This window comes from Arthrobacter sp. Y3223151 (genome assembly GCF_059091125.1).
Genome location: NZ_JBNHGI010000006.1, coordinates 58,850 through 83,385, shown reverse-complemented (window position 1 = coordinate 83,385; position 24,536 = coordinate 58,850). Strand labels below are relative to the sequence as shown.

The 24,536-nt window shown below is 68.1% G+C and carries 20 protein-coding genes; 13 read left to right on the top strand and 7 right to left on the bottom strand.

Annotated elements, in window-relative coordinates:
• The first annotated feature begins 34 nt into the window (after positions 1–34).
• The 6 genes from AC5RUP_RS10475 to AC5RUP_RS10450 all read left to right on the top strand — a co-directional run bounded on the left by AC5RUP_RS10475 (position 35) and on the right by AC5RUP_RS10450 (position 9,815).
• A complete protein-coding gene (locus AC5RUP_RS10475; RefSeq protein ID WP_494132568.1) occupies positions 35–2,008 on the top strand; it encodes an APC family permease in 1,974 nt (657 codons plus the stop codon).
• Complete coding sequence (locus tag AC5RUP_RS10470) at positions 2,005–3,321, top strand: class I SAM-dependent RNA methyltransferase (protein WP_494154007.1); 1,317 nt, start codon at positions 2,005–2,007, stop codon at positions 3,319–3,321. Before AC5RUP_RS10475 ends, AC5RUP_RS10470 begins: the two co-directional genes overlap by 4 nt.
• Before the next feature lie 319 nt (positions 3,322–3,640).
• Positions 3,641–6,517 carry an aconitate hydratase gene (locus AC5RUP_RS10465; RefSeq protein ID WP_494154006.1) on the top strand — a complete coding sequence of 959 codons (2,877 nt, stop codon included), beginning with the start codon at positions 3,641–3,643 and terminating at the stop codon, positions 6,515–6,517.
• A 219-nt stretch (positions 6,518–6,736) separates the two neighbouring features.
• Positions 6,737–8,713 (top strand): 1-deoxy-D-xylulose-5-phosphate synthase, encoded by a 1,977-nt coding sequence (gene dxs, locus AC5RUP_RS10460; protein ID WP_494154005.1) that lies wholly within the window; start codon positions 6,737–6,739, stop codon positions 8,711–8,713.
• The gene (locus AC5RUP_RS10455; protein WP_494154004.1) at positions 8,710–9,261 is read left to right on the top strand and encodes a DUF402 domain-containing protein; all 552 of its coding nucleotides are present in this window, start codon (positions 8,710–8,712) and stop codon (positions 9,259–9,261) included. Before dxs ends, AC5RUP_RS10455 begins: the two co-directional genes overlap by 4 nt.
• A complete protein-coding gene (locus tag AC5RUP_RS10450) occupies positions 9,258–9,815 on the top strand; it encodes a hypothetical protein (protein ID WP_494149318.1) in 558 nt (185 codons plus the stop codon). The genes AC5RUP_RS10455 and AC5RUP_RS10450 overlap by 4 nt, the downstream gene beginning before the upstream one ends.
• A 23-nt stretch (positions 9,816–9,838) precedes the next feature.
• Here the strand turns inward: AC5RUP_RS10450 and mug are convergent, their stop codons facing one another.
• Together mug and argG are read right to left on the bottom strand one after the other, a co-directional pair.
• On the bottom strand, positions 9,839–10,417 hold the full coding sequence (gene mug, locus AC5RUP_RS10445) for a G/U mismatch-specific DNA glycosylase (protein WP_494158520.1): 579 nt from the start codon (positions 10,415–10,417) through the stop codon (positions 9,839–9,841).
• Positions 10,418–10,567: 150 nt separating this feature from the next.
• On the bottom strand, positions 10,568–11,995 hold the full coding sequence (argG, locus tag AC5RUP_RS10440) for an argininosuccinate synthase (protein ID WP_494067666.1): 1,428 nt from the start codon (positions 11,993–11,995) through the stop codon (positions 10,568–10,570).
• A gap of 164 nt (positions 11,996–12,159) precedes the next feature.
• On the opposite strand from argG, the gene AC5RUP_RS10435 reads away from it, so the two are divergent.
• Both AC5RUP_RS10435 and AC5RUP_RS10430 read left to right on the top strand, forming a co-directional pair.
• Entirely contained in the window at positions 12,160–13,134 is a 975-nt protein-coding gene (locus AC5RUP_RS10435; RefSeq protein WP_494153901.1) for an aldo/keto reductase, read from the top strand.
• A gap of 29 nt (positions 13,135–13,163) precedes the next feature.
• Complete coding sequence (locus tag AC5RUP_RS10430; protein WP_494153902.1) at positions 13,164–13,847, top strand: hypothetical protein; 684 nt, start codon at positions 13,164–13,166, stop codon at positions 13,845–13,847.
• Between the two features lie 34 nt (positions 13,848–13,881).
• Here AC5RUP_RS10430 and AC5RUP_RS10425 read toward each other — a convergent pair whose 3' ends face one another.
• The 3 genes from AC5RUP_RS10425 to AC5RUP_RS10415 form a co-directional block, all read right to left on the bottom strand.
• Positions 13,882–14,322 (bottom strand): Rieske (2Fe-2S) protein, encoded by a 441-nt coding sequence (locus AC5RUP_RS10425; RefSeq protein ID WP_494067669.1) that lies wholly within the window; start codon positions 14,320–14,322, stop codon positions 13,882–13,884.
• Between the two features lie 76 nt (positions 14,323–14,398).
• Positions 14,399–14,923: a QcrA and Rieske domain-containing protein gene (locus AC5RUP_RS10420; protein ID WP_494153903.1), complete on the bottom strand. Its 525-nt coding sequence runs from the start codon at positions 14,921–14,923 to the stop codon at positions 14,399–14,401.
• Positions 14,924–15,438: 515 nt separating this feature from the next.
• Positions 15,439–16,404 carry an NAD(P)-dependent alcohol dehydrogenase gene (locus AC5RUP_RS10415; protein WP_494153904.1) on the bottom strand — a complete coding sequence of 322 codons (966 nt, stop codon included), beginning with the start codon at positions 16,402–16,404 and terminating at the stop codon, positions 15,439–15,441.
• A gap of 572 nt (positions 16,405–16,976) precedes the next feature.
• On the opposite strand from AC5RUP_RS10415, the gene AC5RUP_RS10410 reads away from it, so the two are divergent.
• From AC5RUP_RS10410 to AC5RUP_RS10395, 4 genes are all read left to right on the top strand, one after another.
• Positions 16,977–17,441, top strand: a complete 465-nt coding sequence (locus tag AC5RUP_RS10410) for an ASCH domain-containing protein (protein WP_494153905.1) — start codon at positions 16,977–16,979, stop codon at positions 17,439–17,441.
• 44 nt (positions 17,442–17,485) lie between these two features.
• Positions 17,486–18,019 (top strand): DUF2867 domain-containing protein, encoded by a 534-nt coding sequence (locus AC5RUP_RS10405; RefSeq protein ID WP_494153906.1) that lies wholly within the window; start codon positions 17,486–17,488, stop codon positions 18,017–18,019.
• A gap of 337 nt (positions 18,020–18,356) precedes the next feature.
• Positions 18,357–18,950: a DUF5956 family protein gene (locus tag AC5RUP_RS10400; RefSeq protein ID WP_494067673.1), complete on the top strand. Its 594-nt coding sequence runs from the start codon at positions 18,357–18,359 to the stop codon at positions 18,948–18,950.
• 417 nt (positions 18,951–19,367) lie between these two features.
• A complete protein-coding gene (locus AC5RUP_RS10395; RefSeq protein WP_494153907.1) occupies positions 19,368–19,838 on the top strand; it encodes a DUF2975 domain-containing protein in 471 nt (156 codons plus the stop codon).
• Positions 19,839–19,953: 115 nt separating this feature from the next.
• On the opposite strand, the gene AC5RUP_RS10390 is transcribed toward AC5RUP_RS10395, so the two are convergent.
• Positions 19,954–22,077, bottom strand: coding sequence for a 3-hydroxyacyl-CoA dehydrogenase NAD-binding domain-containing protein (locus tag AC5RUP_RS10390; RefSeq protein WP_494153908.1), 2,124 nt, complete (start codon positions 22,075–22,077; stop codon positions 19,954–19,956).
• Positions 22,074–23,369: a thiolase family protein gene (locus tag AC5RUP_RS10385; RefSeq protein WP_494158519.1), complete on the bottom strand. Its 1,296-nt coding sequence runs from the start codon at positions 23,367–23,369 to the stop codon at positions 22,074–22,076. Before AC5RUP_RS10385 ends, AC5RUP_RS10390 begins: the two co-directional genes overlap by 4 nt.
• A gap of 150 nt (positions 23,370–23,519) precedes the next feature.
• On the opposite strand from AC5RUP_RS10385, the gene AC5RUP_RS10380 reads away from it, so the two are divergent.
• Entirely contained in the window at positions 23,520–24,536 is a 1,017-nt protein-coding gene (locus AC5RUP_RS10380; protein ID WP_494158518.1) for a DMT family transporter, read from the top strand.

Sequence of the window (24,536 nt, the reverse complement as noted above, 5' to 3'; positions counted from 1 at the left end):
GGACCCATTGGCAGCGCGTGCCACCGAGGGAAACGTGCTGACATTCCTCGATGCCCTCAAGCGGGTCCTGGTGGGCAAGCCGTTCCGCAGCGAGCGGCTGAAGCAGGACGCGCTGCCGCGGCGCCTCGCGGTTCCGGTCTTCTCCGCCAACGCGCTCTCCTCGGTGGCCTACGCCCCGGACGAGATCCTGCTCACGCTGGCACTTGCGGGCGTCGCGGCGATCGCCCTGTCGCCCTGGGTGGGCCTGGCGGTCATGGTGGTGCTGCTGGTCCTGGTGGCGTCCTACCGGCAGAGCATCCACGCGTATCCGTCCGGCGGCGACTACGAGATCGCCACCCGGAACCTGGGCAAGCCGGCGGGCATCACGGTGGGCTCCGCGCTGATGCTGGACTACGTGCTCACCGTCGCGGTGTCCATGTCTTCGGCGGCCCACTACCTCGTGTCCGCCGTTCCGGCGCTCAAGGGCTGGCAGCCCGGAGCGGCCGTCGCCGGCATCGCGATCCTCGCCCTGCTCCATCTGCGCGGGCTGGGACGCGGGCGCCTGACCGTGGCGATCGCCACCTATGTCTTTGTGGGCACCGTACTGCTGATGTGCCTGGCCGGGTTCGTCCTTGACCTCACCGGAAGCCTGGGCGAGGCACCGAGCGCGGCGTTCGACGTCGTGCCGGAACCCGGCCTGGAGGCGGGCCTGACCGGGCTGGCCGGCGCGCTGCTGGTGCTGCGGGCCTTCTCCACGGGCGCCGCGGCACTCACCGGCCTGGAGACACCGGCCAGCAACGTGCCGGCCTTCGAGAAACCGCGCGCCAGGAACGCCGGCTTTGCGCTGCTGATGCTGGGCATCTCCGCAACCGTGATCACCATGGCGGTGATGTACCTGGCCCGGGCCACGGAGGTGCGGGTGGTGCAGGCCCCCGCCGACCAGCTGCGGCTGGACGGCGGGCCCCTGCCGGCCGGCTACTTCCAGTCCCCGGTGCTCAGCCAGCTGGCGGAGACCGTCTTCGGCGGCGGCGCCCCGCTCTTTTACCTGACGGTCGCGGCCACCGCGGCGATCCTGGTGCTGGCCAGCCATTCGGCGTTCAACGCCTTCCCGCAGCTGGCATCGATCCTCGCCACCGACGGCTTCCTGCCCCGCCAGCTGCGGACCCGCGGGGACCGGCTCAGCTATAGCAATGGGGTGCTCGCGCTGGCGGCCGCGGCCGTGGTGCTGGTGCTGCTGTTCAATGCGGACGTCACCCGGCTGATCCCGCTCTACGTGATCGGCGTGATCGTTTCCTTCACCTGCAGCCAGCTGGGCATGATCCGGCACTGGTCCCGCGAAATCCGGGCTACCGCGCACCGCCCGGTGCGGCGCAGGATGCTGCGCTCGCGGTTCATCAACATGGTCGGCTTCATCCTGACCGTGACCGTGCTGGTGGTGGTACTGGTCAGCAAGTTCGTTTTCGGGGCCTGGCTGGCCGTGCTCGGCATCGTCCTGCTCGGGCTGGTCATGCACAGCATCAACCGCCATTACGTCCAGGTCGCCCGCGAGCTCGCGATCGACCCGGACCAGCCGACCACCGCGCTGCCGTCCCGGGTGCACGCGGTCATCCTGGTCTCGCACGTGCGCAAGCCGACGCTCCGGGCGCTTGCCTTCGCCCGGGCCTCCCGGCCGTCCCGGCTCGACGCGGTGGTTGTGGACCTGGACCGGGAACAGACCGAGCAGACCCTGCGCGACTGGGAGAAGCTCAACATCCCGGTTCCGATCACGGTGCTCGCCTCCCCGTACCGCGAGACCACCACGCCGATCATCGACTACATCAAGAGCATCCGCCGGGACTCACCCCGCGAACTGGTGGTGGTCTACATCCCCGAATACGTGGTGGGACGCTGGTGGGAGCAGCTGGTGCACAACCAGACCGCGCTGCGCATCAAGACCCGGCTGCACTTCGAGCCCGGCGTCATGGTGGCCAGCGTGCCGTGGCAACTGGCCTCCTCCGATTCCGTCCGCCGCTACCAGGAGCTTTCATGACCGACCCCGCCCCGCAACTGATCGAACTGACCGTCGGCGCCCCGGCGCACGGAGGCCACTTCGTCGCGCGGCACGACGGCCGGGTGGTGTTCGTCCGGCACGCGCTGCCCGGGGAGCGGGTCCTGGCACGCGTCACCGAAGGCGGACCGGACGCCGGATTCTGGCGGGCGGACACCGTCCGGGTGCTGGAAGCATCCCCGGACCGGGTGGAGCATCCCTGGGCGCCGGCGGACGCGTTGGCCGCTGCCGAAGCCGGCCGGCCGGCCGTGGGCGGCGCCGAATTCGGCCACATCGGGTTGGACGCCCAGCGCCGGCTGAAGGGCCTGATCTTCGCCGAACAGCTGCAACGGCTGGCCAAGCTGGAACGGCAGGTCACCGTGGAAGCCCCCGCGGGGGAGTACGACGACGGACTCGGCTGGCGCACGCGCGCCGCCTTCGGCGTGGGGTCCGACGGGCGCCTCGCCATGCACGCGCACCGGTCCGACGAGCTGGTCCCCATCGAGGCGATGCCGCTGGCCGCGGACGGCGTCAACGACCTGCGGTTGTGGGAGTTGGATCTGTCGGGGCTGGAGCGGGTGGAGGTGGCCGCGCCCGCCGACGGGAGCACACCGCTGGTGCTGCTGGTGCCGGGCGCGGGGACGACGCCCAAACGGCTGGCGAAGATTGCCGACCGGATTGAACCCGGCGTGTCGGTTGCCGCGTGGGAGCCAGAGCCCGGGCGGCTCACCCGGTTGCGGGGACGCACCTGGGTCGCCGAAACCAGCGGGCCGCACCAGTACCGCGTGACCGGAGACGGCTTCTGGCAGATTCACCGGCTGGCGCCGGCCACGTTGACTGCCGCCGTCCTGGACGGCGTTGCGCCCCGGGCGGGGGAGAGGGTGGCCGACCTGTACGCGGGTGCCGGGCTTTTCACGGCGCCCCTGGCAGAAGCCGTCGGGGTGACGGGCAACGTTTTCTCCATCGAGGGCTCGCCGGCCGCCAGCAAGGACGCCCGCAAGAACCTTCACGGCTTCGGGCAGGTCGAGATCGTCCAGGGCAAGGTTGAGCGGGTGCTGCGCTCGCGGCCCGAAGAGATGGACGCCGTCGTCCTTGACCCGCCCCGCGCCGGCGCCGGGAAAGCCGTGGTGCAGGCGGTGGCCGCCCGGAACCCCCGAGCGGTCGGCTATGTATCCTGTGACCCGGCGTCCTTCGCCCGCGACCTGGGCTACTTCCTGCAGCTGGGCTGGAACCTCGACTCGCTGCGCGTGTTCGACCTGTACCCGCATACCCACCACATGGAGTCCTTCGCCGTGCTCACCCCGGGGCGCCGCTAAGCGGGAGCGGGCGTGCCGGCGGCGGCCCTCCCCGCGCGCTCCCAACCCTTCCGCACGATCCGGCGGCCGCTGCACCCCAATCCCGGCTGTGAGGCAGGCCACAGGCGGCGCTCCGGTTCCTGCCAACGGGCTACCCGATAGGATGGGGGCAGCGGTTCCGGACGAAGCATATTGTCTCTGGCTTGTACATTCTGCGGGCTGCGGCGCGTCAAAAAGGCCAGAGGCCGAGCCCACAGCTGTCCCTTCACACTTAGGGATGCCTAACTAGCGGGTGGTTGCCGCCCGGACAAAGATAAAGTGTGGCGAGAGGAGTCCTGTCATGAGTAATGTGGACAGCTTCGGTTCCAAAGGCGTCTTGAACGTCGCCGGGACCGAGTATGAGATATTCCGGCTGAGTGCCGTTGAAGGTGCCGAGAGCCTTCCGTTCAGCCTCAAGGTCCTGCTGGAGAACCTGCTGCGCACCGAAGATGGTGCAAACATCACGGCGGACCACGTCCGCGCCCTGGCCGGCTGGAACCCCGACGCACAGCCGGACACCGAAATCCAGTTCACCCCCGCCCGCGTCATCATGCAGGACTTCACCGGTGTTCCGTGTGTCGTCGACCTGGCCACCATGCGCGAGGCCGTCAAGGAGCTCGGTGGCGACCCGAAGCGCGTGAACCCGCTGGCCCCGGCCGAACTGGTGATCGACCACTCGGTCCAGATCGATGTCTTCGGCAACGCCGGCGCGCTCGAGCGCAACATGGAGATCGAGTACCAGCGCAACGGTGAGCGCTACCAGTTCCTGCGCTGGGGACAGACCGCCTTCGAAGACTTCAAGGTGGTCCCGCCGGGAACCGGCATCGTGCACCAGGTCAACATCGAATACCTGGCCCGCACCGTGATGACCCGCGAGGTTGACGGCAAGCTGCGCGCCTACCCGGACACCCTGGTCGGCACCGACTCGCACACCACCATGGTCAACGGCCTGGGCGTGCTCGGCTGGGGCGTCGGCGGCATCGAGGCCGAGGCCGCCATGCTCGGCCAGCCCGTGTCGATGCTGATTCCGCGCGTTGTCGGCTTCAAGCTCACCGGTGAAATCCCCGCCGGCGCCACCGCCACCGACGTCGTGCTGACCATCACCGAGATGCTGCGCAAGCACGGTGTGGTGGGCAAGTTCGTGGAGTTCTACGGCGAAGGCGTGGCCGCGGTGCCGCTGGCGAACCGCGCCACCATCGGCAACATGAGCCCGGAGTTCGGTTCGACCGCCGCCATGTTCCCGATCGACGACGTGACCCTGGACTACCTGCGCCTGACCGGCCGCTCCGAGGAGAACGTCGCCCTGGTCGAGGCGTACACCAAGGAACAGGGCCTGTGGCACGATCCGTCGCACGAACTGAAGTTCTCCGAGTACCTTGAGCTGGACCTGTCCACCGTGGTTCCGTCCATCGCCGGTCCCAAGCGGCCGCAGGACCGCATCGCCCTGACGTCCGCCAAGAACCAGTTCCGCAAGGACCTGCAGAGCTACGTCGGCACCGGCAACGAGGACGCCCTGGACGAGGCCCTCGAAGAGTCCTTCCCGGCGTCGGATGCCCCGGCCATGACCTCCACGGTCCGTCACGCTGCCGCTGCGCAGGCCGGCGGTGTGCAGTCCGGCACCGCGCAGGCCCACGAGCGCCCCTCCGGCGGTTCGGCCGCCCAGGGACGCCACGTCGCCCTGCCCAGCGACGGCCGCGCCTCCAAGCGTGTCCACGTCACCATGGAGGACGGGCGCGAGTTCGAACTGGACCACGGTGCGGTGTCCATCGCGTCGATCACCTCCTGCACCAACACGTCCAACCCGTCCGTCATGCTGGCGGCGGCCGTGCTGGCCCGCAACGCGGTGGAGAAGGGCCTGGCGTCCAAGCCGTGGGTCAAGACCTCGATCGCCCCGGGCTCCAAGGTTGTCACCGATTACTACGAAGAGTCGGGCCTGATTCCGTACCTGGAGAAGCTTGGCTTCTTCGTGGTCGGCTATGGCTGCGCCACCTGCATCGGAAACTCCGGCCCGCTGGAGCCCGAAATCTCGCAGGCGGTCCAGGACAACGACCTGTCGATCACCTCGGTGCTCTCGGGTAACCGCAACTTCGAAGGCCGCATCAACCCGGACGTCAAGATGAACTACCTGGCGTCCCCGCCGCTGGTCGTCGCCTACGCCCTGGCCGGCACCATGGACTTCGACTTCGAGAAGCAGCCCCTGGGCCAGGACACGGAGGGCAACGACGTGTTCCTGAAGGACATCTGGCCGAACCCGGTCGAGGTCCAGCAGGTCATCGACTCCTCGATCAACAAGGAGATGTTCGCCAAGGGCTACGAGGGTGTGTTCGAGGGCGACGACCGCTGGAAGGCGCTCGAGACCCCGGCAGGCGATACGTTCGCCTGGGACCCGAACTCCACGTACGTGCGGAAGCCACCGTACTTCGAAGGCATGAGTGCCACGCCGGAGCCGGTGCAGGACATCAGCGGCGCGCGCGTGCTCGCCAAGCTGGGCGACTCGGTCACCACCGACCACATCTCCCCGGCCGGTTCGTTCAAGTCGGACAGCCCCGCCGGCCGTTACCTGCTGGAAAACGGCGTGGAGCGCAAGGACTTCAACTCCTACGGTTCCCGCCGCGGCAACCATGAGGTGATGATCCGCGGTACCTTCGCGAACATCCGGCTGCGCAACCAGCTGCTGGACAACGTGGAGGGCGGCTTCACCCGCGACTTCACCCAGACCGGCGGTCCGCAGGCCTACATCTACGACGCCGCCATGAACTACCAGGCCGCCGGCACCCCGCTGGTGGTGCTGGCCGGCAAGGAGTACGGTTCCGGCTCGTCCCGCGACTGGGCCGCCAAGGGCACCGCGCTGCTGGGCGTCAAGGCCGTCATCGCCGAGAGCTTCGAGCGGATCCACCGTTCGAACCTGATCGGCATGGGCGTGCTGCCGCTGCAGTTCCCGGCCGGCGAGTCCGCCGCGTCGCTTGGCCTGTCCGGCACGGAGACCTTCTCCATCGAGGGCGTGACCGCGCTGAACGAGGGCACCACCCCGAAGACGCTGAAGGTCACCGCCACCGGCGAGGACGGCGGCACCAAGAGCTTCGACGCCGTGGTGCGGATCGACACCCCGGGTGAAGCCGACTACTACCGCAACGGCGGCATCCTGCAGTACGTGCTGCGCCAGATCTCGGCGAACTAGCCCGGGATCCGGCACACACCGCACAGCGGCCCAACGCAGGGCGGGCGTCCGATGGACGTCCGCCCTGCGGCGTCCGGCCACCGCACCAGCCTGCTTTCCGGCTCGGTCCCTGACCACGCGTCGCCCGCGTTGTGTGCACCCTCGCACCGGGGGAACGCAGAGTGGCGGATGGATGGCGGTAGGATTAACCGACGCTTTGTGAAGGAAAGGACCTGCTCTGTGGGATTGCTCGAGACCATCCGCGAGCCGCGCGACCTGCGCCGGATCGACATGGTCCAGTTGCAGGACCTGGCCCGGGAGATCCGCCAGTTCCTGATCACGAACGTCGCACAGACCGGCGGACATCTCGGCCCGAACCTTGGCGTCGTGGAGCTGACCCTCGGCATCCACCGCGTGTTCGATTCCCCGCACGACAGCATCGTGTTTGACACCGGCCACCAGTCCTACGTGCACAAGCTGGTCACCGGGCGGCAGGACTTCGGCACGCTGCGGCAGCAGGGCGGGCTGGCCGGCTACCCGGACCGCGCCGAATCGGTGCACGACATTGTCGAAAGCTCGCACGCGTCGTCGTCGTTGTCCTGGGCCGACGGCATCTCCCGCGCCCGCCGGCTGACCGGTGAAGGCGACCGCTACGTCGTCGCGGTCGTGGGTGACGGCGCCCTTACCGGCGGCATGGCCTGGGAAGCCGTGAACAACATCGCCGCCGACCGCGGGCGGCGCGTGGTGATCGTGGTCAATGACAACGGGCGGTCCTACGCGCCGACGATCGGCGGGCTGGCCGACCAGCTGGCCGCGCTGCGCCGGACCACCATCGACAAGGTCCGCACCCACCAGGCCTACGAAGGCACCCTGGATTGGTGGAAACGGAAGCTGCAGTCGGGCGGGCCGCTGGGCCAGTTCGCCTACCGGAGCCTGCACGCAACCAAGAAGGGCATCAAGGACTGGTGGGCGCCGCAGGGCCTGTTCGAGGACCTGGGCATGAAGTACATCGGCCCGATCGACGGACACGACCTGGAGGCCGTCGAGGCCGCGCTGACGCAGGCCAAGAACTACCGGGGCCCGGTAATTGTCCACACGATGACCGAAAAGGGCCGCGGCTACGCACCCGCCCGCGCCCACGAGGCGGACCAGTTCCACGCCGTGGGCGTCATCGACCCGGAGACCGGCGAACCCGTCGAGTCCGGCGGCCGGCAGTCCTGGACCTCCGTGTTCGCCGACGAGATCGCCGAGATCGCCGACGAGCGCCAGGACATCGTCGGCATCACCGGAGCGATGCTGATCCCGGTGGGCCTGCAGAAATTCGCCAGTAGGCATCCGGACCGTGTCTTCGACGTCGGCATTGCGGAGCAGCACGCGCTGGCCAGCGCCGCCGGCATGGCCTACGGCGGACTCCACCCGGTGGTGGCCCTCTACGCTACGTTCCTGAACCGCGCGTTCGACCAGCTGCTGATGGACGTCGCGCTGCACAAGGCGGGCGTCACCGTGGTGCTCGACCGTGCCGGGGTCACCGGCCCGGACGGCCCCAGCCACCACGGCATGTGGGACATGTCGCTGCTGCAGATCGTGCCGGGGCTGCACCTGGCTGCCCCCCGCGACGCCACCCGGTTGAAGGAAGAGCTGCGCGAGGCGGTGTCCGTCGACGACGCTCCCACCGTGGTCCGTTTCTCCAAGGGCTCGGTGGGACCGGAGGTCGAGGCCCTGGAACGGCTCAAGGACGGCGTCGACGTACTGGCGCGCCGGCCGTCCGGCTCCACCGAAAACGACGTGCTGATCGTCAGCATCGGAGCCATGAGCGAACTGGCACTGGATGTCTCGAACCGGCTCGGCGCCCAAGGCATCAGCTCCACCGTCGTCGACCCGCGCTGGGTGCTGCCGGTGCCCCGCTCGATCATCGGCCTTGCGGCCCGACATCGGATCGTCGTCGTGATCGAAGACGGCGTCCGCGCCGGCGGCGTCGGATCCCGGATCCGCCAGGAGATGCGTGCCGCCGGTGTGGACACGGCGCTGAACGAGGTCGGCCTCCCGGTCGAGTTTCTGGTCCACGGCACCCGCGCCGAGGTCCTGGAGCGGGTAGGCCTCACCGCGCAGCAGGTGGCCCAGGACACCGTCGCGCAGGTGCTGGGCACCAAGGTCCCGTTCGCGCGCCCGCTGCCCGGCCAGGAACTGCCGACCGGCCAGATTCCCAAGATCCAGTGACCGGCCGCATCCCCGCCGAGGCCCGGCCCGGCGATATGGTGATGTTCCGAAACTGGAAGTACGACGGCGCTGCCCACTGGCTGGTGCCCGGCACCTACCTCGGCTCCGACGGTTTCGGCGACTGGATCTTCCAGCCGGCCGGCTCCCTGGTCGCCCGGCCCGGCATCGCCTTCTTCGCGGCCTCCGACGCCGTGCAGTTGCTGCCTCGGGAAGGCGACTACGTGGCGACGTTCTACGACGACACCTACCCGGGCGACTTTCGCATCTACATCGACCTGGCCACCGGCATCCGGGTGGACCCGCTGCTTCCGGCCGGCTGGGAAGTCCAGCTCACGGACATGGACCTGGACGTGGTCCGCTCCGTCAGCGGCGGCGTGTACATCGACGACGAGGACGAATTCGCCGAACACCGGGTGACCATGGACTATCCGCCGGCGCTGGCCGATCGGATCCAGGCCAGCTGCCTGGCGCTCTACGGGCAAGTGGCGGCAGAGGCCGCGCCGTTCGACGGAACGGCCCTGACATGGTTGAACAAAGGACGGACATGAGTTTCCTTCGGGTGTACAAGAAGAACGACGACGGCGCGCTGGTGTTCCGCGAGGCGTGGTTCGACGAAGACTACGGCCAGTTCGTGGTCAATCACGGAACGGTGGGCCACCAGAGCACCACGCAGGAGAGCCGGGACGTCGATGCCGAGGCCGCCGAGTCGCTGATGGACGCGTTCGCCGCGCAGTGCGCCGAAGACGGCTACGCGGAGCTCACGCCGGGGGAGCAGCACTGGGTGATTGCCCAGTATGCGTTGAAGACGGCGGACGGCAGCGACCGGGACCGTTACCTCGAGGACAAAGCCAAACGCACCATCACCGAGTACTTCGCCTGGCGCGGGCTCGGAACCGTGGAGAAGACCGAGTTCGTCCCGCACAAGCTCAACATCTATGTCCTGGCGCCGGATGCGGCCAAGGCGGTGGCCGGCCTGAAGGTCTGCCTCCGCGAAGCCAAACTGGACTTCACCAAGCTGAGCATCGGCGTCGCGCCCCACGGGGACCTCGCCGCGGTCAAACAAAAGCATCCGCTGCCGGCCAAGACGGCGTTCAGCCTGTAGGGCCGGCCGCCGGCGGGACGGCGCTAGCCGCCCTCGGGCACGTCCAGGCCCGCGGCGCGCGCCGCCTCCCGGTAGGCGGCCGCCAGCGTGGCCACGCTGTGGTGGGCGTTGAGGCCGCTGGGATTCGGCACCACCCAGAGTTCGGCCCCGCCGAGCGTTTCCGGTTGCCGGCCCAGCTGCGCCTTCGGCCGCTCAAAGCCCACCCGGTACGCGGTCACTCCCGCGACCGCCACCACCCGGGCCCCCAGCGTTTCGACCTTGGCAGCCAAGCGCCGGGCCCCGGTGCGCAGTTCCTCGGCACCCAGCTCGTCCGCCCTGGCGGTAGCCCGCGGGACAATGTTGGTGATGCCCACGCCGCGGTCGATCAGGTGGTTGCGGTCGGCAGCCGCCATGCCGTCCCCGGCGCGGATCTCATGGTCGGTGATGCCGGCGGCCGCCAGGGCCGGGTAGAACCGGTTGCCGGGCCGGGCGAAGTGCGAGCCGGTGGCAGCCGACCAGAGGCCGGGATTGATGCCGACGAACAGCAGGCGCAGGCCCGGGCCCAGGAGATCGGGGACCAGCGCGTCCCGGTAGGCGAGCAGTTCGGCACGGGTAAAGGGCACAAATCCACTCTTTCACACGGCTTGCTGTCCCGCCGCGAAACCGGCCGCATGCTCAGGCTCGCGGCCCCCTGCTCCGGACAGACGAAGGCACGGCGCCCTCGAAGAGTGGCGCCGTGCCCGTGCCGCTGCCCGCCGAGGCGGGCCGGCGAATCAGTCGGTACCGGCGTCGAACGCGGCGCGGTCCAGCGCCTCGTCGGCCGCGCGGTCGGCCGGGTCGAGCTGGGCGGTGTCGGCGATTTCGCTCGCGCCGCCGGCCTCCAGTGCGCCCACGAGCTCGGCGGTGGGACCGCCCACGAGGCCCTGGGCCGCGTACTGCTCCAGGCGGGCGCGGGAGTCCGCGATGTCCAGGTTGCGCATGGTCAACTGGCCGATGCGGTCCAGCGGACCGAAGGCAGCATCGCCCACACGCTCCATGGACAACTTGTCCGGGTGGTAGCTGAGCGACGGCCCGGTGGTGTCCAGGATGGTGTAGTCCTCGCCGCGGCGCAGCCGCAGGGTGACCTCGCCGGTGACCGCGGAGCCCACCCACTTCTGCAGCGATTCGCGCAGCATGAGCGCCTGCGGGTCCAGCCAGCGGCCCTCGTACATCAGGCGGCCCAGGCGGCGGCCCTCGGCGTGGTAGCTGGCCACGGTGTCTTCGTTATGGATCGCGTTGAGCAGCCGCTCGTAGGCGATGTGCAGCAGGGCCATGCCCGGGGCCTCATAGATGCCGCGCGACTTGGCCTCGATGATGCGGTTCTCGATCTGGTCGGACATGCCCAGCCCGTGACGGCCGCCAATGGCATTGGCCTCCTGGACCAGGGCGACGGCGTCGGTAAATTCAGTGCCGTTGATCGCCACCGGGCGGCCCGCCACGAAGCGCACCGACACGTCCTCGGTGGGAATGTCCACGTCCTCGCGCCAGAAGGCCACGCCCATGATCGGCTCGACGGCCTCCAGGCTGGTGCCCAGGTGCTCCAGCGTCTTGGCCTCATGGGTGGCGCCCCAGATGTTGGCGTCGGTGCTGTACGCCTTCTCGGCGGAGTCGCGGTAGGGGAAGTTGTGCGCGGTCAGCCATTCGGACATCTCCTGGCGGCCGCCGAGCTCGGAAACGAAGCGCGGGTCGAGCCACGGCTTGTAGATGCGCAGCCTGGGGTGGGCCAGCAGCCCGTAGCGGTAGAACCGCTCGATGTCGTTGCCCTTGTAGGTGGAACCGTCGCCCCAGATGTCCACGCCGTCTTCCCGCATGGCGCGCACCAGCAAGGTGCCGGTCACGGCGCGGCCCAGCGGGGTGGTGTTGAAGTAGGAACGGCCGCCGCTGCGGATATGGAAGGCGCCGCAGGCCAGCGCGGCCAAGCCTTCCTCCACGAGGGCGGGCTTGCAGTCCACCAGGCGGGAGATGTCCGCGCCGTACTCGGTGGCGCGGCCGGGCACCGCGTCGATGTCCGGCTCGTCGTACTGGCCGAGGTCGGCCGTGTAGGTGCAGGGCACGGCTCCGCCGTCGCGCATCCAGGCAACGGCAACGGACGTATCGAGTCCACCGGAGAAGGCGATGCCGACGCGTTCGCCGACGGGAAGGGAAGTCAGAACTTTGGCCATGGTTTCGATCATATGTGCAGCGGCACCCAAAGACAGAAGCGGCAACGCCGCGGCCGCCTGCGTGACGTGTCCGAACTCACTCCCGCTTCCGGAACGGGGGCCGGAGCCGGGATAGGATGCGAGGCGAACGGCAAATCCCTTAGTGACATGACAAGGATGTAGCGATGGAATACCGGCGTCTCGGCAAATCCGGCCTCACCGTCTCGACGGTGGGATTGGGCTGCAACAATCTCGGCCGGTCCAACACCCCGACGGAAACGCAGGAAGGCACGGATGCGGTGGTCAAGGCCGCACTCGACGCCGGCCTGACCTTTTTCGACGTCGCCGACAGCTACGGGAAGACCCCGGGCCTGAGCGAGGAGTTCCTGGGCAAGGCGCTGGGATCGCGGCGCGACGACGTGGTGGTTGCCACGAAGTTCGGCATGGACATGCGGGGCGCGAACGGCGAAGACTTCGGTGCCCGCGGCTCCCGGCGGTACATCGTCCGGGCCGCAGAGGCCTCGTTGCGCCGGCTGGGCACCGACTGGATCGACCTCTATCAGTTCCACACGCCCGACCCGCTGACTCCGGTCGAGGAGACCCTGTCCGCCCTCGACGACCTGGTCCGTGCCGGCAAGGTCCGCTACATCGGCCACTCCAACCGGGCCGGCTGGCAGATCGCCGAGGCGGAATTCACGGCGCGGATGGGCGGCTACACGCCGTTCATTTCCAGCCAGAACCACTACAACCTGCTGGACCGCCGGGCGGAGCTGGAAGTCACCCCTGCCGCCGAGGCCTACGGACTGGGCCTGCTGCCGTACTTCCCGCTGGCCAACGGCCTGCTCACCGGCAAGTACAAGGACGGCAAGGCGCCGGAAGGCAGCCGGCTGACACACTCGCGCACCAACATGCTCAAGGACGCCGACTGGGAGCAGCTGGGCGCCTTCTCCCGCTTCGCCGCCGACCGTGGGCTCACGGAAATCGAGGTGGCGATCTCCTGGCTTGCCACGCGTCCCGCGGTCGCGTCTGTCATCGCCGGTGCCACGAAGCCCGAACAGATCCGGCAGAACGCCCAAGCCGCCGGCTGGCAGCCCACCGCCGAGGACCTGACCGAGCTGGAAGGCATCTTCCCCGCGGTGCCAAAAGTGGCCCTGTTCTGACATCTCCGAGGGGGCCGAGGGAGGTGCCGATGGAACGCTGGGAAGACTTTTACTTTGAGGGCGCCAAGCAGGGCTGCCTCTACCGCCGGTGGGCGGATCACGTCCTCACCACGCGGATCGCCTTCGGGAGCGGGCCGGACGGGTACCGCGCGGAATCCGTCATCCGTTTCGAGCCCGGGACCCGGCAGTGGGAGTCCTCTTATTACCGGCAGGGGCCGGGCCTCACCGAGGCGTCGGCCCGCCGGAACGACTTCGGGCTGCCCGGGACTAGCCTGCCAAGTTACGGGGAGTACCTCCTGTTGGCGGACATGATCGGTTCCGGCACCCAGGCCGTGGAGTTTTTCCGGCTGGACGACGCCGCGCCGGCCGAACCCGACAGCGGGGCATGGACGAAGATGTCTCTGGCCGGCGCCGAGGACGTCCTGCTGACGGACGGCCGCCGGACGCGGTGCGACCGCTATGAAGTAGTGCAGAGTGCCCGAATGAGGGAAACAGTCGCCGGCCTCGCCGGCCGGAAGGACTATTCACTGGACGCCGGGGCCGAACTGGTCGGCGTTCATTGGGCGGCCGCCGGCCGTGTGGTCAAGAGCGACTGGCGCGGAGCCGAGTCCTTCCTCGCTCCGGATCGGGCGACAGCAACCGCCGGCCTCGACCGGGCGCTGATTGACTTCCTGGACGCCGGATACGGTGCCCGGCCGGCTCCGGCCGATTAGGACGCCTGCCCCGGTGGCTTCCCGGCCGCCGGTCTCAGACGGTGACGGTGATCCATTCGCCGTCGACAGCCGCCGCGAAGCGCGGAAGCGGAGCGGGTGCCGGACCGCCGGTAACTGTGCCGTCGGCGAGCGCGAAGGTCGAGTTATGGCACGGGCACACGAATTCAGCCTTCGTCGGAGTCACGCCGCATCCCTGGTGCGTACAAACGGCGCTGTAGGCCAGGACGGTAGTTTCGTCGGGGCGGTGGATGAGGATCTTCTCCCCGCCTGCCTCGCCGCTGGCGCTGCCGCCGACCGGCACGTCGCTGAGCTTGCCGACCCGAACCGGCGTGCCGTCGCTGGCAATCGGGGAAGCGGAGGCACCTTGTGCCCCTGTGTAGTCCTGGAGCGGGGAACATGCGGTGAGCGCGCCCACCGAACCGACGGCGGTCGTAGCGGTCAGGATGGCGCGGCGCGAAGGCAGGGACGAACTCATGTCCGTTATTCTCCCGGAAGGTGCTGGTAAATTTCCAAACCGACTGCCGATCGCGCCGGGCCCAACGTGTAAGCAATCAAGCCACTACGGTGATCCATTCGCCGTCGATGGCCGCCGCAAAGCGCTGCAGCGGTTTCAACGCCGGCCCGTCGAGCACCGAGCCGTCTGCGGCGCTGAAGACAGAGCCGTGGCACGGGCAGCGGAACTCCTCGCCCGCCGGCGCCACGGTGCACCCCTGGTGAGTGCAGACTGCGCTGTAGGCCAGGACGGTAGTCTCGTCGGCGCGGTGGACGAGGATTTCCTGCCCGGCCGCTTCGCCATTGCCGCTGCCGCCAACCGGCACGTCGGCGAGCTTCAGGATCTGGATGGCTGCGCCGCCGGTGGCAGCCGGGGCGCGTTTTCCGCCGGCCTCGCCGCCGCCGTTCCCCGCCGGAGCACAGGCAGCCAGTGCACACGCCGAGCAGGCCGTTGCGGAGGCGGCCAGGACCGAGCGTCGCGAGGGACCGGCGTCGGGATTCATGCGCTGACCTTCCCCGTGGGCAGTATGGGTGCCTTCGCAAAGGTAGACGTCCGGGCCCATGGGTTGGTTCAGCCGGCTCATTCAGCGTTCTACGGCCTGTCGCTTCCTGTACCGCCATCATTGGCCTTCGCCGTCCTGTCGCCCAAAGGCGTTTTCCGCACCTGATCGGTACGCCGCCGCACCGCGGATGCCCACACCCAGGTCATCCGCCGGACCCCTGCGTCCGTCCAGGTGACCTGCACCGCCCGGGACGTCCAGCCAAATGCCTCACCGGCAACCAGCTCCGCTGAACCCGGGAACCGGATCCACGCCCAAACCGGCACCCCTGGCACCACACGGGTCACCTTGCAGTGCCCGAGATCCAGTTCCTCCGGGGTCAAAGACACCGGCTCGGCCCGCCTGGCGTAACGGGCCGCCAGCTTCGCCAGCGCGTCCCCATCCATCCCTTAAAAATAGAACACATGTTCGAATAAAGCGAAGCGCCAGTTCAAGTTACCCGCTTCTATGCTTCGGCCATTCGTCTACACGGGCCTGCTGTTCGTCGCCGCGGCCTTCCTGCTTCTCGAGGTGCCAGGCCTTACCCTCTCGTAGTGCCTTCAGGCGGCGCCTGCCCGCACCTCGACCACCACCTTGCCGAGCGCGTGGCCCTCGCCGACGTAGGCGAGCGCTTCGGGCACCTGCGCGAGTGGGAACACGCGGTCGATGTGGATACGAACATCTCCTGCAATGCACCGCTCGGTGAGGATCGAGAAATGCGCCGGACCCGGCTTGACGGCGAGAACCCCCAAACGCCGCCCCGTCATGGCACCGATCAGCGTGCCAATCGTCACCACTCGCAGCAGGGCGCGCATCGTCCCGCCGACGATCAGGTAGGTGCCACCGGGGGCAAGCGCGCGGCGATACGCGAACACCGACCGCCGGGCGACGAGGTCGATGATGAGGTCGTACGGCCCGGTCCGCGTGAAGTCACCGGTTCGGTAGTCGATGGCCTCGGCAGCACCTAGGTCGCGCATGAAGTCGAGCTTGCCGGCGTTGTCCACCCCCGTGACATGGATGCCGGCGGCAGCGGCGAGCTGGAGCGCGAACGCCCCGGTTCCTCCGCCGGCGCCGTTGATCAGCATCCGCGCACCGGGCTTCGCACGCGCAACCGCTTGCACCGCGATCGCCCCCGATTGCGGCACGGTAGCGGCCTGAGCGAACGACAAGTGCGACGGCTTCGCGGCGAGAGCGTGCTCCGGCGCGACCGCGTACTCCGCGAAGCCGCCTTTCAGAGCGAGATTGTCGCCATAGACGTCGTCACCGATCCGGAAACGCGTGACCCCTGCGCCCACCGCCTGGACCACTCCCGCGATGTCCGAACCGAGCGTGCGGCGGGCCGGTCTGAATAGGCCGCCGAATCGGGCGTAGGCGGGCGACCCGTGCAGCCCCTCCCAATCGCTCAGATTGACCGAGGTCGCGATCACCCGCACGAGCACCTGGCCTCTCCCCGGCGTCGGCATGGCGATGTCGTCGAGCCGCAGCACATCGGGCGACCCGTAGCGGTCATAGACGTTCGCTCTCATGCCCCGACGCTAGTCGCGCCCGCAGACGCGCGCAATCATTCGCCGTTCGGTGAAGACGTCCGCCCTCCTGCTGGCGGACAGCGTACTCGCGTCCTTCCGCGCGGCGCTCCGCGCCCGTGAAGTTTGGCGCTTCGTGGCGGCGTTCTGTTAACCGAGCACGGCGTACACCGCATCTGCGCCGACTGCGACACCCGCAACGACCGCTCGGTCGCACTGCTCGAACGCATCGGCATGCGCCGCGAGGCCCACCACCACAAGTCAGCCTGGTGAAAGGGTGAATGGACCGACGAGTACGTCTACGCCATCCTCGCCGAGGAATGGGCAGACAAGAGCCACGGAACAGACCCACAACCGCCGGCCGAAGCCGGGGGTAGAGACCGCTAGCTGGCATCAGACGTGGGAAAGGTATCCGCGAATCGTCGGAGCCAGTGCTAGTAAAAAACCCGTCCTTAGTTAGGGGAGTGGCGATCGGGTGCCGCTCTAGAGACCGGCTATCGGGCGCCTGCTTCTGACATTATGAGGTGGTGAAACTTGACCCTGTTGGCCCTGTCGACCATGACGCAGGCATTCGGATGTGGCAGGAATACTGTGCTGCTCACCCGGAGGCGGTAGCTGCGTCCCCGGAATACACAATTGAACACTTCGGTGATACGCAGCGGTTAGCTGATGAACTTCTCGCTCATGTTCTCAGCGGAAGGAAACGCGCGACGGCGGAGCTCGTTGCGGACTTCATAGCGCGAGGTGACCAGGTGCCCCGGATCGGGTCCCACTGGATTGCCTGTGATGGGAACGGCACTCCGAGCATCATCATTCGCAGTATTGAACTGCGCATTGGTTCCTTTAATAGTGCTGACGCTGCGTTCGCCCTCGACGAAGGCGAGGACGATCTGAGCCTAGACAGTTGGCAGCGTGAGCACCGCCGCTATTGGGCTCGCGTATCAGCAGCCCAAGGGCGTCAATGGGCAGAGTCCGACGAGATCGTCTTCGAACGATTCAAGGTGGTCTGGCCACCTCAATATGCAGATTCGGCGCGCTAAGTCAGCCGCACGTTCGCTCGTAGGAGATCGCAGCGGCGCCCCCCATGAAAGGCGAACTCATGCGCCCGGAACTTGAGCAATACGCGAAGTCAGTAGACCACCTGGACAGGGTGAGCTCCACTACATCACTGTCTCTACGTGAGGGCATCAGCAACATCCTGTCGTGGCAACCGATCTGGCTAAAGGCGCTGTTCGTGGCTCGTGGCGTGCTGGCCCGCCTCATGCGGCTCGAACACCCATCCGGCCGTACGAACCGCGCACCTCGCCCGGCAGAGATGAGCCTCCGCCCCGGTGGCAGACTCGCCTTTTTCACGGTTTCCGAAAGCAAGGAAGACGCCTACCTGGTGCTCACCGCCGAAGACACTCATCTAATCGCCCACCTCATCGTCGAGGTGGAGCCGACCGGAACCGAACCCAAGAACAATTTCCAGATCACTACCGTCGTCCATTACCGCCGTTGGACGGGGCGGCTCTACTTCAACCTAATTCGGCCTTTTCACAACATCATCATGCGCCGCATGATCACTGCAGCACTGGTGCATCCCCCCGGTTTTCAGAAGAACTTCCCAAGCCGATAACTGTGTATATGCCCGGACACGTGTCTCGATGAAGAATTCTTGACCCGAGCATTCAAGATTTGGCCCGGGAAACGGGCCGCATGTTTGTCGACGAGGGCGGTCAACTGCAGCCAGGCGACGAAGTTCGCGGCGAAGGCGACAATGTATGCCCAGGCCTGGTTGGCGGTGAAATCGAAGTACTGCAGCCCGCCCAGCCCCCTGTTCTTCAGCGCTTTGACCCCGTTCTAGCACCTTCTCCTTGTCCTGTTCCGGGCATCCATGGCAGGGGCCCGGATGGGATAATCAACGCATCCGGGCCTCTGCCCCTGCCCGGCCCTCAACAAGAAGGCGATTAAAGATGTGGGAGCAGGTCTCTGAAGGGCCCCGACCGGACGGCTGGATCGAAATCGCTGAGACAGGCTGGGACGCGATGATCTCCTGGTTCGCCGGCCCGGACAATATTCGACGTGAGCCGATGGGCCCCCGCACCGAAAAGGTCAAGGTCCGCTGCGAGAAGTCCGACGGCGCCGTCATTTCCTGGGAAGAGCCGATCAGCGAGGATGATATCCGCGCCATTGAGGACGACATCGACGCCTACCTGAGAGATGCGGGCTTGCCGCCTCGGCCCCGGGGCTACCGCTGGTTCCTGCGCCTGCCGGAAGGCCTCGATATGGCGGGGGTCGACGACGCCGCCAGCCGGGCTGTTATGGCCGGGCACTTCGGCCATCCGCGTTATCTAGCACCGGCAGTCGAGCGGGTTATCACGGACCTCTACATCCGGGAACAGGAAAACACGCCCCCACCAGGGGATAAGCAATGGTTTTCAGCGTTGGCCGCCGCAGATGTTGCGAGGGGCCGGAATGCCGGCCCGGTGCAGAGGCAACCGGAGCGCAAGTCTAATGACGGCCATCGTCCGAAAAGCGCGGCGTCGCAGGTTGGTGATCATGGTTGAGAGGATCGCGGCTATCGGCGTTCGCGGAGGCAGGGACGCAGGGTAGCAACCCTGGTGGGGTTCCCAACCTCGACCATCTAGCCTCCAGTCCACAGGGGTATCATGAGCGCAAGCAGCAAGAGCAGCAGCAATGAGCCGAGGGTAGACGGGATCCAGTACCACTTGGACATCTGTAGTCCGAACAGTGAGAACACCACGGCACAAGCTACGGCGACAACCACCAGCGCGTTGTCGGTGACGAAAAAGAGGACCAGCGAAGCCACAAGGACAACCGTCGCCGCTATTGGTCCGGCAGTAGGTCGCCGCGCTGGGGTAACGACTGCCGCCATGGTCTCACCTTTCGTTTATTGGCATTATGCCTGTTCATTTGCGCCTAGCGCTTCCCGCCAGCCAGTCGACGTAGGTGATGATTGCCCTATGATCAGCCAGCGAGCCACACCCTTCCGCATCATCCTCGGAGCCCTTGCTGTTGGGGCACTGCTGGCTCAGCTGCTGATTGTTCCGCGGGTCGCCGCAGAGTTCGCCGGTGCCTACCCCGAGGTTGCGTACCTGGCGCCCCCGTACGTCACGGTAATCGTGATTGCCATCGGCGGTTTCGAGGTGGCCTTGCTGGCGTCCTGGCAGCTGCTTTCGGCCGCGGTGGCGGGCAACGTGTCCTCCAGTCGGTCAAAGCGATGGGCCACCGTCATGACGGCTTCGCTATGCTTCATGTCGCTGATCTTTGCAGGCGTTTTTGTCCACGCCGGATCCGTCGCAAACGTCGGCGGGCCGCCGATGATGTTCGGACTGCTGGTCTCTCTCGCCCTCGTGCCCCTTGCGTTCAGTGTGAGAGCCAAGGCACTGGGGTTTTTGGCGGGAAACGACGTCCATGAAGGTGGTGTCGCGTGACTGAAACGCCCCGGCCTGCGCTCACGGGTAACGACGCCGTTTCCCCCGGCGGGCCGGCACCGCCGTCGTCCTGAAGGAGCGGTACGACGGCGGTGCCCGGCTTCGGCGGCTGCGGTTACCGCTCCGGGTGGAACTTTCGGCCGTTGACCCGTTCGGAGGCGCCGGCCCGGTCCAGGTAAGGGGTGATGCCGCCCAAATGCAGCGGCCAGCCCGCACCCATGATCATGCACAGGTCGATGTCTTCCGGCGCGGCCACCACGCCTTCTTCCAGCATGAGCCCGATCTCCTCGGCGAGGGCGTCCTGGGTGCGCCGCAGCAGCTGCTCGGAGCTGCTGGGGGAGTCTCCGAACTCCAGCAGCGCCAGGGTCGACTCGGGAATCACCTGCCGGCCGTCGTCGTCCGTGATCCAGAGGGACGTGATGCCGTTGTCGATGAGCCGCTGCTGGTTGGCAGAGACCCGGAAGCGGTCGCCAAAAGTCGCATTCAGCGACTCGGTGACATGCTGGGCCACCGGGATGCCGACCATGGCCAGCAGGGTGAACGGGGTCATCGGCAGGCCCATGGGTTTGAGCGCGTTGTCGGCGATGTCGGCGGGAGTGCCCTCGTCGAAGGCGTTGGACACTTCCCCCATCAGCCGCAGCAGCACGCGGTTCACCACGAAGGCGGCGGCGTCCTGGACCAGCACGGTGGTCTTCTTGAGTGCCTTGCCCAGGACGAAGGCGGTTGAGAGCACCTCGTCGCTGGTCTTCGGCGCTCGGACGACTTCCAGCAGGGGCATGACGGCCACCGGGTTGAAGAAGTGAAAGCCGACCACGCGTTCGGGATGCAGCAGGTCCGCTGCCATCTCCGTGACCGACAGGGATGAGGTGTTGGTGGCGAGGATGCAGTCCTCGGAGACCACTGCCTCGACCTCGGCGAAGACCTGCTTCTTGACCGCCAGTTCTTCGAACACGGCCTCGATCACAAAGTCGGCGTCCGAAAACGCTTCCTTGGAGACCGAGCCGGTGACCAGGGCCTTGGTGCGGTTGGCCGCGTCGGCCGAGAGCCGCTTCCTGGCCAGCAGCTTGTCCACTTCGGCGTGGACATACCCCACACCCTTGTCCACCCGGGCCTGGTCGATGTCCGTCAGGACCACCGGAACCTTCAGCTGGCGGGCGAACAGCAACGCCAGCTGGCTGGCCATCAGGCCCGCGCCGACCACGCCCACCTTCGTGACGGGTCGGGCGAGCTTGGGGTCCGGCGCGCCGGCGGGCCGCTTGGAACGCTTCTGCACCAGCTCCAGGAAGGCGTATACCGTGTCGCGGAAGTGCGGGGTCTGCATCAATTCCGCCAGCACTTCGACTTCCAGCCCCGCGGATTCCTGCTGGCTCTTGCCCCGGCCGGCGTCCATCACGTCCAGGACTTTGGTCGGCGCCGGCGCGGCGTTGGACGTCTTGGCTTCCACGAACTTCCGGCCGGCCGCGAGGGCCTTGTCCCAGTCCGCCTCGGTGGCCGCGGAGGTTCCAGCGCGGCGGTCCGCGACCAGCCGGGGGGCGTCGTCGTCGGTGAGGATCCGCGTGGCCCAAACCAGCGACTGCTCCAGGAAATCGGCCGGTTCGAACAGGACGTCGGCGACGCCCAGCCGGTAGGCGGCCGCGCCGTCGAGCGCCTTGTTGTTGCTCAACGGGTTCTCGACCATGACCTTGACGGCATTCGCCGGGCCGATCAGCCGGGGGAGCCGGTAGACCCCGCCCCAGCCGGGGATCAGGCCCAGGAAGGCTTCCGGCAGCGAGATGGCACCGGCGCCGGTGGAGATGGTGCGGTAGTCGGCGGCGAGCGCGATCTCCAGCCCGCCGCCCATCGCTGCTCCGTTGATGAAGGCGAACGTCGGGACGCCCAGGGAGGCGAGCGTGGCGTAGGCATCGTGGCCCAGCCTGGCCATGGTCCGTCCGTCTTCGGGGCCGGTGAGCCTGCCCACGGCGCCCAGGTCGGCTCCGGCCACCAGGTAGTACGGCTTGCCGGTGATGGCGACGGCGGAGATCCCGCCCGCCGCGGCCATCGCCTTAAGCCCTTCTAGTGCCGTGCCGAGTTCCACCAGGCTGTTGGGGCCCAGGGTGGTCGGCTTACGGTGGTCCAGGTCGTTGTCCAGGGTCAGCAGCGCCAGGGTGCCGGCACCGGGCAGTTCCACATCCTGCACGTAGGAGTGGGTGACGGTCTCGTCCGGAAACTTCGCGGCCAGGGCCGTGTAGTCGGGGTTCATGCGTGGTCCTCTCGTGCCTGTGCTGCCGCGGGGGCAGCGGTTCCGACAGTTGCGGCGGCCGTATCGACGGTGCTGCCCGAATAATCTGCATGGTGCGGATTCTCCCAGATCACCGTTCCCCCCATGCCCAGCCCGATGCACATCGTGGTCAGTCCGTAGCGCACCGACGGGTCGTCTTCGAATTGGCGGGCCAGTTGGGTCATGAGGCGAACGCCGGAGGCGGCCAGGGGATGGCCGACGGCGATGGCCCCGCCGTAGCGGTTGACGCGGGGATCGTCGTCGGCGATCCCGTAGTAGTCCAGGAAGGACAGCACCTGTACGGCGAAGGCCTCGTTGATCTCAAACAAGCCGATGTCCGCGATGTCCAGGCCCGCCATCTTCAGGGCCTTCTCGGTGGCAGGGACGGGCCCGATGCCCATGACCTCGGGCTCGACTCCGGCGAAGGCGTAGGAGACCAGGCGCATCTTCACCGGCAGGCCGAGCTCGCCGGCTGCCTCCGCAGAGGCCAGCAGCGAGACGGTGGCGCCGTCGTTGAGGCCGGCGGCGTTGCCGGCGGTGACTCGGCCGTGCGGGCGGAACGGGGTTCGCAGCCCGGCCAGGTCTTCCACGGTAGTGTCCGGCCGCGGGGGTTCGTCCGCGCTGTGCAGCGACCATCCTTCACCCGGTTTGCGGCCGGCCACCGGCACCAGGTCGGGCTGGATGCTGCCGTTCCGGTAGGCCGCGGCGAGCTTGGCCTGGCTGGCCGCAGCATAGGCGTCCGCGCGTTCCCTGGTGATCGCGGGGAAGCGGTCATGCAGGTTTTCGGCGGTGTTGCCCATGTTCAGCGCCGCAGGATCCACCAAGCGCTCGCCGGCGAACCGCGGATTCGGATCCGCACCCTGGCCCATTGGGTGGTTGCCCATGTGTTCCACGCCGCCGGCCACCACCACGTCGTACGCGCCGAAGGCGATGCCGCCGGCCGTCGTCGTCACGGCGGTCATGGCGCCGGCGCACATCCGGTCAATGGCGAAACCGGGGACGGAGCGGGGCAGGCCGGCAAGGAGCGCGGCGGTGCGGCCGATGGTCAGGCCCTGGTCGCCGGTCTGCGTGGTGGCGGCGATGGCCACGTCGTCGATGCGGCCCGGCGGCAGCGACGGGTTGCGGCGCAGGAGTTCCCGGATGCACTTGACCACCAGGTCGTCGGCCCGGGTGCCGGCGTGGATCCCCTTCTCACCCGCCTTCCCGAACGGCGTGCGCACGCCGTCGACGAAGACGACATCGCGCAGGGCGCGGGGCGGGGACGTAGGGCTCACCTGATACCTCCATGAGATGCGGGACACAGTGCTAGCAAGATGTTACCCGCCGGTAACTTAGCCAGCAAGTACGGCTGCTGGTCCGGTGGAACGAATGCCGCGGGTACGCTGTGGCGGCTAGGCTGGGCGGCAGGCAACCGGCGAGGGGACATGGAAGCAGAAGAGCAGCGGCACCGGCCGGCGGCGGCCTCTGCCGGCGCCTTCCTGGTGCTGGCGGCGTCGGTGCTGTGGGGGACCACCGGTACAGCTGCCACCTTCGCGCCCGGCGTCGGTCCGCTTGCCATCGGCGCGGTGGCCATGGGAGCGGGCGGACTCTTCCAGGCGCTGACCGCGCTGCGGCCGATGGGGCGTGCCCGGCCGCAACTGCGGGTGCGGTGGAAGCTGGTCCTTCCGGGGGCGGTCGCCGTCTCCGCGTACCCGTTGGCGTTTTACAGTTCCATGCACTTGGCCGGCGTTGCCGTCGGCACGGTGGTGAGCATCGGCTCCGCCCCCTTGGCGTCCGCGCTCATCGAACGGGCTGTCGACCGCCACATCCTGGGGGCCCGCTGGGCCGGCGCCGCCGTGCTGGGGCTCTCCGGGACCGCCCTGCTGTGTTTAGCGGCCGCCGGAGGCGCCGGCGGCGGTGCCGCGAACGGCGGCGCTGCCGGGGGTATTGGCGGCACGATTGCGGGCATCGCCCTGGGCCTGTTGGCGGGACTGACCTACGCCCTCTACTCCTGGGCGGCGCATCGGATCATCGGCGGCGGTGTTCCCGCACGCGCGGCCATGGGCGCCATGTTCGGTATGGGCGGACTGTTGCTGATGCCGGTGCTGCTGGCCACGGGCGCTCCGCTGCTGGCCTCCTGGGGCAATGCGGCCGTGGGGGCCTACATGGCACTGGTCCCGATGTTCGCCGGCTACGTGTTGTTCGGCCTCGGCCTTGCGCGGGTCCGCGCGAGCACCGCCACAACGCTTTCGCTGGCGGAGCCTGTCGTGGCCGCCGTGCTGGCCGTGCTGGTGGTGGGCGAGCGGCTGTCGCCGGCCGGCTGGACCGGCGTCGCCCTGGTCATCGCGAGCCTCGCCGTCCTGACGGTACCCGGCCGGCGGGCAGCGGCCGTCCGCGGGCAGCGGCCAGTCACCGCCGGTGGGCGGGAGTCTGCCGGGAACGGCGGCCAAGCCAACGCATAG